Here is an 11,847-nt window from a genome sequence, read left to right on the forward strand (position 1 = left end):
GAGTGGACGCATGGGTGCGAATGGGTTCCGGTGTGGCTTGGTGGTCGCGGCGGTGGTGGTGGCCGGGTGCGGGAGTGGGGCGGGTGAAACCGTGGGTCGGTCGCCGGCGGCCGAGCGGGTGTCCGATGCGGTGACAGCGGCGGTGCGTTCCGGGATGCCCGGGGCACAGGTGGTTCTCGAAGGTCCCGGCGGGCGGCAGGTCGTGACCGCGGGGGCGGGAGACATGGCCACCGGAGCGCCCTACGCGGAGGGCGCGCATTTCCGGATCGGCAGTGTCACAAAGACTTTCGTGGCCACGGTGGTGTTGCAGCTCGCCGCCGAGAACAAGGTCGACCTCGACGCGCCGATCTCACGCTATCTACCGAGCGTGGTGCAGGGCAACGGCAATGACGGCGACCGCGTCAGCGTGCGGCAGCTGCTGCAGCACAGGAGCGGACTGGCGGACTTCGCACCCGAGGATCCCTCGAGCAAGTTGCCGCAGCAGCTCGATCAGACCAGTGACGGCAAGGCGTATCGGGATCTGGCACCGGCGGATCTGGTGGCGATCGCGATGAGCATGCCACCACAGTTCGAGCCGGGGGCGCGGTTCGAGTACACGAACACCAATTACGTGCTGCTGGGCATGATGATCGAAAAGCTCACCGGGCGAACCCTCGCCGTCGAGATCGGCAGTCGCATCCTCGAGCCCCTCGCGCTGCACGACACCTACTTCCCCGCGGCCGGCGACACCACCATCCGGGATCCGCACCCGCTGGGCTATCGCAAGGTCGACGTCAACTGGGTCGATGCCACCGACACCGAGGCGGCGTGGGCGGGCGCCGCCGGCGCCCTCATCTCCACCGGCGCCGATCTGAACCGGTTCTTCCTCGCCCTGGTCGCCGGAAAGCTGCTTCCCGCAGCACAACTCACGCAGATGGAGCAGACCGTCGCGATGGAGCAGTCCGGAGAGATGAACTACGGGCTCGGCCTGATCCGGCTGCGCCTGCCCTGTGGTCAGGATGGCAAGGACATGAAGGACGTCTGGGGGCATGCCGGCGGTATCCCCGGATTCAGCACCCTGGCTGTCGCCACACCGCACGGGACCGCCGCGACGCTGAGCGTCAACACCTCGCAGACCACCGATCAGTTCTCCGCAGCGGCCGCCGCCGTCGGCTGTGCGATCGCCTGATCGGGCCGGCCTGGGGATTCGACCATTACCGTGAAAAGCCGCGCGACCCCGGACAAGCCGGGCAGCCGGATTACGCGCGATGCAGTTCGCGGATCTGGACCTCACGGGCCTGTACGGAAAACGGTCGATTTTCAACACCCGCGACACCTCGGCGCGGTGTGTGACTCGCAGCGATGTGTGGCGGTGTTCTGGCACCGTCAGATGGCACCGAGTTCCGCGGCAAGGGTACGGGCATCCGGCCGCCTGCCCGACCGCCTCGGGTCGGCCGTCTACGTCCGTTCGCGCGGCCTGTTCAGTGGCAACCGCGCCCTGCGCCCCACCGACGAAACCGTTCGCGCCAAGTACGAGCAGATTCGCTCCATCGCCACCAATCTGTAATGGCCCTAAGGGGCTTCAATGAGGAGAGCGATCAATCCGGCCCACACCAACATGCCACCGAACAGGATCCCGAGGATGACCGCGATAACGAAAATCGAAACTGCTTCACTGCGTTTGTAGAACAGGGTGGGTGGGCTAACCGGGATCACAGGGGAACGGACCTGCACCTGCGCACCCGGTTCGAGGCCGTCCAGCACCACGCTGCACGCATGGCGTTGCCCATCGGCATCGAGGTAGTACCCGTCGCCTTGGATGCTCTCGATGCCATTCTCACTGATGGTCACCGGGTGGACGGTTTCGACGTGCACGGTCCGCACCGTGCCATGCCAAGACAAGACAAGAACGCTACGCAATTGAACGAAATCGCCGCTCCGTATCCGAACAGGGCCAGTCCGAGCAGCACCACCGCGATCCAGCCCTTGGTCCAAGTGCTGACACGTGTGCCCATCCCTCAATCTGGGCCTGCCAGCAGGTGCTTGCGTGGGTTTGCACTGTCCCCGAACGACTGTGGGCGACTCGAACCGAATGCCCTGCGCCAGGGCACAGTTCGGTTGAGTAGTTGACGGTGTTGGTGGCGCGGCGCATGTACAACTTCCAGGAATCGGGGCCGGATTCGCCGGCGCGCATGACACCAGCGACCGGTCGCCGCTGAAGAGGTGGCGATGGGCACCCTCACGGTTAGGAAAACGATCCGCCACCAGAGCACGGTTGGCTCCGGTTGGTGTCGGGGCCAACCGCGGATCGAGAGGTCAGAGCCAGTCGTCGGTCTCGGTGACAGTCGGGTCCGTCTCCCGGAACAGCTGGGTGCGGTTACTTTAGGAGCTCGGGCAGATCGGCGGATGTGGTGGGATAAAGCCTTGCGGCCAAATGGTTGTGCCGTCGTAGCAGACCCGGGTTAGGTTTGCGCCTATGAGGGTTGCTCCCGTGAGGTTCGCCCCGGCGAGAACCGCACCGGTGAGGTCCGTTTCGTCCAGGCTCGCGCCCGCGAGATTCGCCATATTGAGGCGCGCGCCGGTGAGCTTCGAGGAGGTGAAGTTCGCCCGGGTGAGGTCTGTGAACCTCAGGGATGCGCCGCTGAGGTCGGTGTCGACGGTGCCCAGCGTCGCACCGCTGAGGTGCGCCTCGTCCAGGAACGCAGCGGCAAGATTGATGCTGTTCAAGTTCGCGTCAGTCAGATCGGTTTTGAACAACGACAGGCCAGCGAAGTTCGCACGGTACAAGTTCGCGTGCTTGAGGCAGGTGTCGGAGAGGTTTACTGAGCGAGGGCCGTCGTTCTTGACGTTTCGACGGCCGACCACGGTCAGAGCAGCCTGCACGTCCGCGGGGAAGGACACCGTAGGAGTCGACTGACCGCAGGTCGATCCAGCGTGACTTCGCACGAAGGCAGTCAGAAGCTCGAGAATGACCGGATGATCTGCCGGGGAGTCTTGGGCGAGACGTTCCAGCGAGTAGATACTTCCGAGCCTGACATCAGGCTTCTCTGAGCCGAGTTGCTCGACAGCCTTGGTGAACCTGTCGGTGACCTGGCCTTGTTCGGACAGGCTGTATTGCTGCTCGGTGGATCGCAGGGACTGTCCGGAAAACCACAGCGCCGCAATGGCTGTCGCCGCCGTGGCCAACGCAGCAACCTTGGACCAGCCGCTCCAACCGATGAAGCCGAGCAGGGACTGACGCGCCAGCTGCCGCCAGCGCCGCCAACCACCCGCCGGCGGCGCCGGTCGCCGCAGCCGGACACCCGACTGACCCGCTGGCGCCCGCCCGCGGGACCCGGCAACCACCCTGGTAAGACGACGTCGAGCGGACGGCGTGGCGTTCATACGGGAATCATCCAGCCTGCCGCCATCAGGCACCCGTGCTACGCGCGGACTCCGGGGATTTGTCGACTTCTTGTGACTCGCGCCGATAGATGGCGGTCTTTTGGGTTGTCAGGCGGGGCCGATGACGAGGGTGCTGCGGGCGGATTCGACGACGCTATTGGAACGATTTCTGGGCTACGCGCGTGCCCGATGCGCAGACGCGGGACGGCCGAACCCGGATGTTTACCGATGCGGGGAGGGTGACGGTATGGGTGGCGGGTCGCGCCGGGAGGCACACGGAATCCGCACATTTCTCCCGCGGATTCTGCACACCGTCCGGATAGGTTTCCAGGATGCCGTCTGAAAAGCGCAGTTCGGTTCTGGGGCTGGGAGTAACCGCCACGTTGGTCATGGTTTCGATTTACGTGACACTGCACGCCGAGTTCTTCTTGCACTGGATCTGGGTGCTGTACCTGCCGCTGTTCGCCTTCGGTTATCTGATCCTGGCCATCGTGTTCGTGGTGTTGCTGCGGCGTATTACCCGCAGTGGTTCCAGGGGGCTGGCGGTGGCCACCGCGGCACTGGCGGTTGTGGGTGTCAGCGGGTCGCTGTTCCTGTTCGTCGATACCAAGGCCAGCGGGTGGGCGCGGTTCTGGCTCGAGTATCCCGCGTTCGCCGCGGCGGCCACGGTGGAGGTACCCGAGCACGGCGAAGGTGCTCTCTACGGTGTCGAGCTACCGAGTCATTTGTGCGTCGTGGCGCCGAACTGCCGGATCGCGAACCTCGGTTACAGCAATGGAGCACCGGTCCGGTACGCCGCCGACTACGTCGACGTCTTCGAGTACACCTACGGTTACGGGCACTTCGTCGGCACACCGGAGCCGGGGCCGTACAACGGATTCGGAATTCCCTTGTGCCCCACCATGGAGTTGGCGGGCGGATGGTGGTGGCTCGAACGTTGCGACGGCCCGAAGTACGAGCGAGCCCGGTGAACTCGACGATCAGCCTGCCGGTCAGGAACTGAGATCTGATCGGGGAGTTTCTGCCACATGCTATTCGGCACTACCGCCGACGTCATCGAAACCGCCCGCAGCACACTGGTTATCGGCGCCACCTGAAGACGCGAGAACACCGCCACTTATCGGCGCGAGTAACACCCAGGTCACCCGAACCGACCATGTGTCGAGAAAACGTGTCGAAGAGTATTGGTGTCCAGCAAGTCTTGTCGGCCCTTCTCGTACAACTCACGGGGCGTCAACGGGGCAGAGCAAAGGACATGTGGTGGCCACACGGCGCTCGCGGTCGCGAACAACGCCTGGTCACGTGTGGTCGATATTCTCCGTTGCGTAGTTGAGCGCAATGGTCTTGGAGGGTGCGATGGAAGAACAGGTCGACGTAGGCAACGCCAAGCTCAGCGTAGGGAACGCCAAGGAGGGCATCGGGAGGACCGTCGACGGTATCGGCAAGGCCGCGCGAACCGCTTCAACGCAGTTCGTCGGGCAGGTCGGCAACGTCAAGGACGCTGCCAAAGGCAGGGTCGAGAAGCTGACTGTGAAGAAGCCGGACCCCTACGAAGTGGCCGTAGCGGAATACAACGGCGTCTTCACCGCGATGGCTGACCGGGGCCTGTCGCTGTTGCGTCAGCGCGAACGTTCGACGGACCTGATCGAGCTGGTCGAGCAGTTGGTGAACAGCATCGCCAACACCCCGAAGTCATTCGATACCGACTTCCACGAGATCGAGGTGCACAGAAAGCGTTTCGTGCACGCGGAGGAATTCGCACAGAAAGAGCTGGAAGCGGCGCGGGTGTCGGTTGCCGGCGCGGGCGCCGGGTTCGCGGCGGGCACCGCGGTAGCGGGCCTGGCACCGTCGGCGGCGATGTGGGTCGCCACCACCTTCGGGACGGCGTCGACCGGGACCGCGATCTCGACCCTTTCCGGGGCTGCAGCCAGCCAGGCAGCACTGGCGTGGCTAGGTGGAGGCGCGCTGGCCGCAGGCGGCGGCGGCACTGCGGCAGGCACCACATTGCTCGCGCTGGCCGGCCCGATCGGCTGGACCATCGCGGGCGCAACCCTACTCGCGTCGATCGCCCTGTTCGCGAAGAAGAAGTTCGAGAATCGAGAGGCGAAGCACGAAGCGCTGACTGCGATAAAGCGCAACACCACCCTCGTCAAAGGCATGGATGCTCAGATCGACGACCTCCTCCAGCGGACGACCTCGCTCCGCGAAGGGCTGGTAAAGAGTTACGGCGAAGCATTGATGCACTACCGCGCCGATTTCCACACGCTCGCCCCTGCCGAACGGTCGACTCTCGCCGCGTTGGTGAACAACACGAAATCGTGCGCGACAATGCTGAGCCTGCGCATCGAACAGGGCGCCAACAGTGAGTGATCCTGCCGAGTTCGCCACGAACACACAGGAGCAGGCAGTCGCGTCCTGGGTGAGCTATCTCAACCAGCTCCGCATCGACAACCTTCTAGGCGCGCTCAGCCAACAGGACGAGCACCTTCGGGACGCGCTCACCAGCGTCGATGAAGCCATCAGGAAGATCGACCTCGAGGTGGTCGCCGCCAACCGCGGCGGACAGCATGGCATGCACGGCTTCATCGCCGAGATCGCCGAGGTCGGAATCGGCAACGCCCGACAGCTGATCATCGGCCAGGAGGCCGACTACCAGTGGGTGAACGACAACGGACCGGTCGACCTGATGCGCGGAAGTATCGAGATCCAGCAGAAGTTCGTCGCGGCGGGCGGGCGCTTCTCACTGGGGGCGATCGCCGAGCACCTCCAGAAGTATCCCGAATACGTGAACAACGGTGGGAAGTACCAGATCCCCAGTGATCACTTCGAGGTGATCCAGCGGCTGCACGCCTTGTCGCCCGAGGATGCGAGCAAGCTGCTGTCACGCAGCGGCGACGGACCTTCCCTCAGGGACTGGCAGCGAGTCCAGGCGTTCTTCCAAGCCGGATCAGTCGGCATCGAATCGCTCGAACCCTCGACGCTCAGGTACGACGAAGTTCAACGCGATGTCTACGCCTCGACCATGGCGGCGGAAAAGGACTCGCTCCGCGTCACGGACCGGTCTCTGCGCGACGCTGCCCACCAGCAGAGCCGGCCGACGCTGCGAGAAGGGGGCACGGTCGCACTCACAGCTGCCGTGACAGCCGGCGGGACAGCTTTCGTACTGGCCGTGTTCACCAAGCGTCGGAAAGGTAAGAGGCTCAATGAGTTCACCGGACAGGACTGGCTCGACATCGCAGGCGAGACCGGGCTGGGTTTCGGCGAGGGCGGCGTCCGAGGACTGAGCATCTACGCGCTCACGAACTTCACCGCTACCTCCGCAGCCGTCGCCAGCTCGATCGTCACCGCGTCCTTCAGCATCGCCGAGCAAGCGAACAAGCTCCGCCGCAACGAGATCGACGAACTGGAGTTCATCGAAACCTCCGAGCTCGTCGCCTTGGAGGCCGCCGTCCGGGCGCTGTCCGCTTCTGTCGGCCAGGCGACTATCCCCATTCCAATCCTCGGTGCCGTCATCGGCAACACAGTCGGCATTGTGATGTACAAGGCCGTCGCATCGTCGTTGACGAAGTGGGAGGCGGCGCTGATCGAGCGTTACCTCGACGAACAGCGCGCGCTCGACGAGCAACTCGCCACCGAGTACCAGGAGATTCTGGAAAAGTTGGACCAGAGCATGTCGGACTATCTCGGACTGCTCGAACGAGCATTCTCGCCTGACGTGCAGGTCGCGCTCGTCGGATCGGTTGAGCTAGCAGCGGCACTCGGCGTGGCTTCGGATGAGGTTCTGGATACCGAGGAGAAGGTCGACGCCTACTTCCTCGACTAGCGAGAAATCTGATCGCCGACCCGGCCCGGGAAACCTGGACTCTCCACACCACCCCGTCCGACGGCGAATACCAGGCAATACAAATGCCTCCGACCGCCCCGTTTGCCATTCGCCGAGTTAACGAAATAGGTTCCAGCCCAGTGACTTTCGGCACCATCGCAAGAGCAATGATCCCGCTACCCTCAGCAGAGCGACCATAGTCGCGGTCCGGGGAGTCGGTGGCCCTGGATATTCGGGAGTATCGAGAACGGGGCTTATCGATGACAGGTCCGACACGACGCGCTCTGCGTGCCGCATTGGCGACGTTCGTCTTGGTGTTCACGGCGCTGGGACTCACCGGCGTGCCCGCGCACGCGGCACCTACGAAAGCCGCTTACCTGCACAGCAGTTGCGTGGTGAAGTCGATGGTCCCCAAGGGCGGCCCCAAGGGCGATGGGTGCGATGTCTGGGGGATTCCGCAATGGATCGGCCCGGGGCAGGAACCCCAGCCGTTCCCGCAGCCGGTCGTCGATCTCATCGTCGGCTGTTCCGTGCACGGGAGCTTGGAGCTGGTCAAGGAGGCCGAACTCGTCGAGGCGGTCCCGCCGGGTTGGATGAAGTACGGTGCCGGCGCGGTCATCTTCGCGGCCGGATGTGTCGAGAACACAGTCGAGGCGCTGATCGACCTCGGCCTGAACTCGAAGTCGCCGAGCAACGATGCGAGCCTGGGCGGTTTGAACCTCAACGACTACTGCGCCCGCAAATTCAACGGCGCCACAGCACATGTGCGCGACGAGCACAACGCTTTCACCTGGGAATGCGTCCACGGCAAGACCAGTGCCGGGGGCATCGACATCGACGACCAGTGCCGCCACCAGTACGGCTCGAACGCGGTGTCGGGACTGCGTGAAACCGGCAATGCCTACACCTGGTACTGCCGGAAGAAGCGGTGACGGTTCGCCGTCACACCTCGCGCCGGTGCCTGAATACGCTGGGCCCCATGATCATCTGGCTGAACGGAGCATTCGGTGCCGGAAAGACCACGACCGCGAAGGAATTGATCGCGCTCCTGCCCGGCTCGCGCGTTTTCGATACCGAGGAAGTCGGAATCATGCTTCGGCATGTCCTGTCCAGCGAGAAGGTTCGGGACTTCCAGGACTGGCAGCCCTGGCGCGGGCTCGTCGTCACAGCTGCGGCGCAGATTCTCGATTACGTCGGCGGAACTCTGGTCATGCCCCAATCGGTTCTCGTACAGCAATATTGGCAGGAGATCCGCGCGGGGTTCGACAGCGCCGGGATCCCGCTACTGCATGTCGTCCTGCACGCCGAACGGGATGAGCTGCTGCGCCGCATCGAATCCGACCCGATCATGCCGAACTCCGCGTGGCGCCTCGGGGACTACGACGCGGCGCGGTCCTGGCACCGCCGAGAGGCCCACGTTATCGACACTACCGATCTGCAACCACGACAAGTCGCCGTGCGCATCGCAGCCGATGCTGCTCGGACACCACGGGCATGAGACCTGTCGGACCGTCCGTGTATGGTCCTCCGACATGCAGCCCGCGACCGCCGTGGTCTCGAACATCGTAGGGAACCTGTCGCCGTTCGATGATCTCGAACGGCGGCATATCGCAACGACTTTGAACTGGCTGGCGTCGACTGACGACATCTTCCGGCGCGCCAAACCTGCGACGCCGTCGCCTCATTTGGTCGCCTACGTCGTCCTTGTCGATCCAGACAAGCGCAGGGTTTACCTCGGACTGCACCGTATGGCGGGGCTGCATCTGCCGATGGGCGGACATGTTGAACCGCAGGAGCATCCATTGGAGGCCGCGCGTCGTGAGGCGGGCGAGGAGCTTGGGATCGCGCCTGTGTTCGATGTGATTGGTGAGCGCCCGCTGTTTCTTACTCGGACAACCACGGTCGGACTGACGGCCGGGCATGTCGATGTATCACTCTGGTTCGTGATTCGTGGGGATCGCGATCGTGGATATCCACTCGATCCAGGTGAATTCGACGGTGCTCGGTGGTGGGACCTCGAGCCGAGCCGGCTGCCTGCGACCGATCCGCATCTTCCGCGGTTCATCCGCAAGCTCGACAGCGTCCTGCGGCCGCGGAGTTTGTAGTGAGTGTGCTGGTGGTGCTTCGCGGCAACTCCGGGTCGGGGAAGTCGACCGTTGCGCGCGCTGTGCAGCAGCGGTTTCCTCGGGCGCGGTGTTTGGTGGTGCCGCAGGACACCGTGCGGCGGAACATGCTCCGGGAGCGTGACACTGTCGCGGCGCTCAATATCGAACTTATAGAGCATGTCGCTACTTTCGGGCTGGCACGCGGGTTGGTGGTGATCGTGGAGGGGATCCTCGACGCTGATCGCTATGGCGGGATGCTCGAGCGCCTCGCCCGATCAGCGGCCCGTGCGCTGCACTACGGGTTCGATCTCTCCTTCGACGAAACGGTGCTCCGGCATGCCGGGCGGGCTCAGGCCCGCGAGTTCACTGCTGAGCAGATGGCGGAGTGGTATCACGGGTGGCAGCCTCTCCCGTTCGCTGATGAAGTCCGGATCGATGCCGCGTGGGGGCTGGACGCGATCGTGGGCAGGATCGAACAGGACATTAGGTGCAGGTAGCGGACTACTTGCTCTGACGTCAGCGTGTCTGGGGTCGCGGTTTGACGTGGCGGGGGCTTGCTGGCCGGTCGCCTGGGGTTTCGGGCCGGATCGGGCGGAAGGCACGTAGTAGAACACTCGTTACAGTGCTGAATTCCGGTGCAATTCTTTGATTCTCACAGCACATCGGTCGCCGTGAGCGGCGGAAATCGCCCTGATTTCCGCGGTCTTTCACACCATCCGTACCGAGGAGAGAGTCATGGCCATACAACAGTTTCCGGGCGTTGTGCTCGGCCCTCTGGGTAAGAGGATGGTGAAGTTTCTTGAGACCTATCCGAGAGCGGACGAGCTGCGGATCACCAGTGGCATGGACGGCGATCACGGCCTGCAATCGCACCATTACGGGTTGTCCTACGGCGGCTCGCCGACGGCGGCCATCGATATCGGCTGCGATCGCGATGACGTCAAGATGCGGGACTTCGCCAAGTGGATGTACGACAGGTATTGGAACTACACCGTCGAGCTCATCCATTCGACGCCGTTCGCCGACGATGACGGGTTCTACGTCAAGAATCAGCAGAAGTTCCCCGGCGGCGGACCCTACGGCCCACCCTCGTCGATCGGCCACTTCGACCACATCCACTGGGCGACCTCGGCCGACCTGATGACGCAGCTGGAACAGCTCGCCGGCGGGTCCGCGCCCGACCGGGTCCATCCCGAGATCACCGGGACGCCCGTCACCTCCGTCACCACTACCGTCGCCAATACCGCACCGGTCTGGGGCTGGGACGCCTCCGACTACGACTTCGCCCGCGGTCCCATGAACATGGTCGCCGCCCACACCGACGGGATCTCGTTCTTCATCTACAAGACCAGCGAAGGCAGCGACTGGAGGTCCCAGCACTACCAGGAGGTGCTCGAAAGGGCGCGCGACGCCGGGATCCCGGTGCTCGGCAGCTACCACTTCCTGTGGCCGGGAGACATCGCGGAGCAGGTCGATTTCTGGGTGAGCTGTGTCGATGAGCAGACGCCGTGGTGGAAGGAAAAGCCGTGGATCTGGCAGGTCGACGCGGAACAATCGACGAATGCCCCGCGCCCGCCCAGCGCCGACGAGGTGCTGCAGGCGGTGGAACTCACCAAGCAGCGGCTCGCCGACCGGGGAGCTCCCGGGTACGTCGTCGGGTACACCCCGTTCTGGATGTACGGCGATTCGCTCGCCGGGGATTACGACATCTGGGCCAGCAATTACAACGGCTCCGGCGCGCCCCGCCCGTTCAAGGAGCAATACCAGGGCGTCGGTGACCATGCCGCGGGCTGGAACGTGATGTCCGGTCGCAAGCCCACCATTCTGCAATTCGCCTCCGACGGGGTGGTCGGCAATCAGCACACCTGCTGCGTCGACAAATTCGACGGTGACCTCTACGACCTCATCCGCAAGTGCGGTCGCGAACCGCAGCCGGCGGCTGCCGCCCGGGCGGTATCGGTCGCGCGCTCCCGGCCGGCCGGACGGCGTCAACCGGCTACCTCGCCGATCATGGTTCCGGATGCCGACGGGGCGCACCTGCCCGTCCGGTAGCTCGGATCGCCGACACCAGCCGGCGGTGCTAACGTCGGGGCATGGCCGACCGGCGCGAGATCCAGCATGCTGTGGTGACGGGATTCCAACGGAGAGTGGGAAATCCGATCCTGGGGCGATTGCCGATCCAGACCCTGCTGGAGACGACCGGGCGGGTGAGCGGGCAGCCGCGGATCACGCCGATCGGCGGGCGGCGCAGCGGCGGCGTGTTCTGGTTCGTGTCGGAGTTCGGGCGGCGGTCGCAATACATCCGGAACATCGAAGCCGACAATCGGGTTCGGCTGCGGATTCGCGGGCGGTGGTTCACCGGCACCGCGCACCTGATGCCGGAGGACGATCCGGTGGCGCGGCTGCGGTCGTTGCCGAGGGCGAACAGCACGGCGGTGCGGGTGGTCGGGACTGATCTGATGACCGTTCGCATTGATTTGGACTGATACCGGCGGCTGACCGGGCGGCTCTCCCACGCCGGACAATCCCGGCGCGACACACCGCTTCCGCACCGCT

The 11,847-nt window shown here is 64.4% G+C and carries 13 protein-coding genes; 11 read left to right on the top strand and 2 right to left on the bottom strand.

The genetic code is table 11. The features are described from left to right. Positions 1-10 precede the first annotated feature (10 nt). Together ACFRAQ_RS27600 and ACFRAQ_RS27605 are read left to right on the top strand one after the other, a co-directional pair. Positions 11-1,168 (top strand): serine hydrolase domain-containing protein, encoded by a 1,158-nt coding sequence (locus tag ACFRAQ_RS27600; protein ID WP_379104667.1) that lies wholly within the window; start codon positions 11-13, stop codon positions 1,166-1,168. 201 nt (positions 1,169-1,369) lie between these two features. Beyond that, positions 1,370-1,546: a hypothetical protein gene (locus tag ACFRAQ_RS27605; RefSeq protein ID WP_379104669.1), complete on the top strand. Its 177-nt coding sequence runs from the start codon at positions 1,370-1,372 to the stop codon at positions 1,544-1,546. 5 nt (positions 1,547-1,551) lie between these two features. On the opposite strand, the gene ACFRAQ_RS27610 is transcribed toward ACFRAQ_RS27605, so the two are convergent. Then, positions 1,552-1,854, bottom strand: a complete 303-nt coding sequence (locus ACFRAQ_RS27610; protein ID WP_379104974.1) for a hypothetical protein — start codon at positions 1,852-1,854, stop codon at positions 1,552-1,554. Between the two features lie 507 nt (positions 1,855-2,361). Continuing rightward, positions 2,362-3,363, bottom strand: coding sequence for a pentapeptide repeat-containing protein (locus tag ACFRAQ_RS27615; protein WP_379104671.1), 1,002 nt, complete (start codon positions 3,361-3,363; stop codon positions 2,362-2,364). Between the two features lie 404 nt (positions 3,364-3,767). On the opposite strand from ACFRAQ_RS27615, the gene ACFRAQ_RS27620 reads away from it, so the two are divergent. From ACFRAQ_RS27620 to ACFRAQ_RS27660, 9 genes are all read left to right on the top strand, one after another. Next, positions 3,768-4,334 carry a hypothetical protein gene (locus tag ACFRAQ_RS27620; RefSeq protein ID WP_379104673.1) on the top strand — a complete coding sequence of 189 codons (567 nt, stop codon included), beginning with the start codon at positions 3,768-3,770 and terminating at the stop codon, positions 4,332-4,334. A gap of 385 nt (positions 4,335-4,719) precedes the next feature. Next, positions 4,720-5,733, top strand: a complete 1,014-nt coding sequence (locus ACFRAQ_RS27625) for a hypothetical protein (RefSeq protein WP_379104675.1) — start codon at positions 4,720-4,722, stop codon at positions 5,731-5,733. Next, the gene (locus ACFRAQ_RS27630) at positions 5,726-7,186 is read left to right on the top strand and encodes a hypothetical protein (RefSeq protein ID WP_379104677.1); all 1,461 of its coding nucleotides are present in this window, start codon (positions 5,726-5,728) and stop codon (positions 7,184-7,186) included. The genes ACFRAQ_RS27625 and ACFRAQ_RS27630 overlap by 8 nt, the downstream gene beginning before the upstream one ends. 260 nt (positions 7,187-7,446) lie before the next feature. After that, the gene (locus ACFRAQ_RS27635) at positions 7,447-8,118 is read left to right on the top strand and encodes a hypothetical protein (RefSeq protein ID WP_379104679.1); all 672 of its coding nucleotides are present in this window, start codon (positions 7,447-7,449) and stop codon (positions 8,116-8,118) included. 47 nt (positions 8,119-8,165) lie between these two features. Then, positions 8,166-8,684: an ATP-binding protein gene (locus ACFRAQ_RS27640; protein ID WP_379104681.1), complete on the top strand. Its 519-nt coding sequence runs from the start codon at positions 8,166-8,168 to the stop codon at positions 8,682-8,684. 34 nt (positions 8,685-8,718) lie between these two features. Further along, positions 8,719-9,291 (top strand): NUDIX hydrolase, encoded by a 573-nt coding sequence (locus tag ACFRAQ_RS27645; protein ID WP_379104683.1) that lies wholly within the window; start codon positions 8,719-8,721, stop codon positions 9,289-9,291. Continuing rightward, complete coding sequence (locus ACFRAQ_RS27650) at positions 9,291-9,788, top strand: AAA family ATPase (protein WP_379104685.1); 498 nt, start codon at positions 9,291-9,293, stop codon at positions 9,786-9,788. The genes ACFRAQ_RS27645 and ACFRAQ_RS27650 overlap by 1 nt, the downstream gene beginning before the upstream one ends. A 289-nt stretch (positions 9,789-10,077) precedes the next feature. Beyond that, positions 10,078-11,343, top strand: coding sequence for a GH25 family lysozyme (locus tag ACFRAQ_RS27655; RefSeq protein ID WP_379104688.1), 1,266 nt, complete (start codon positions 10,078-10,080; stop codon positions 11,341-11,343). 41 nt (positions 11,344-11,384) lie between these two features. Then, positions 11,385-11,777: a nitroreductase/quinone reductase family protein gene (locus ACFRAQ_RS27660; protein WP_379104690.1), complete on the top strand. Its 393-nt coding sequence runs from the start codon at positions 11,385-11,387 to the stop codon at positions 11,775-11,777. Positions 11,778-11,847 lie beyond the last annotated feature (70 nt).

The sequence above is a fragment of the Nocardia sp. NPDC056611 genome (genome assembly GCF_042792755.1).
Taxonomy (GTDB): Bacteria; Actinomycetota; Actinomycetes; order Mycobacteriales; family Mycobacteriaceae; genus Nocardia.

Coding starts and splice junctions, on each gene's coding strand:
- ACFRAQ_RS27615 (WP_379104671.1), bottom strand. CDS start 3,363: ATGAACGCCACGCCGTCCGCTCGACGTCGTCTTACCAGGGTGGTTGCC.
- ACFRAQ_RS27660 (WP_379104690.1), top strand. CDS start 11,385: ATGGCCGACCGGCGCGAGATCCAGCATGCTGTGGTGACGGGATTCCAA.
- ACFRAQ_RS27655 (WP_379104688.1), top strand. CDS start 10,078: ATGGTGAAGTTTCTTGAGACCTATCCGAGAGCGGACGAGCTGCGGATC.
- ACFRAQ_RS27640 (WP_379104681.1), top strand. CDS start 8,166: ATGATCATCTGGCTGAACGGAGCATTCGGTGCCGGAAAGACCACGACC.
- ACFRAQ_RS27635 (WP_379104679.1), top strand. CDS start 7,447: ATGACAGGTCCGACACGACGCGCTCTGCGTGCCGCATTGGCGACGTTC.
- ACFRAQ_RS27605 (WP_379104669.1), top strand. CDS start 1,370: ATGGCACCGAGTTCCGCGGCAAGGGTACGGGCATCCGGCCGCCTGCCC.
- ACFRAQ_RS27600 (WP_379104667.1), top strand. CDS start 11: ATGGGTGCGAATGGGTTCCGGTGTGGCTTGGTGGTCGCGGCGGTGGTG.
- ACFRAQ_RS27625 (WP_379104675.1), top strand. CDS start 4,720: ATGGAAGAACAGGTCGACGTAGGCAACGCCAAGCTCAGCGTAGGGAAC.
- ACFRAQ_RS27645 (WP_379104683.1), top strand. CDS start 8,719: ATGCAGCCCGCGACCGCCGTGGTCTCGAACATCGTAGGGAACCTGTCG.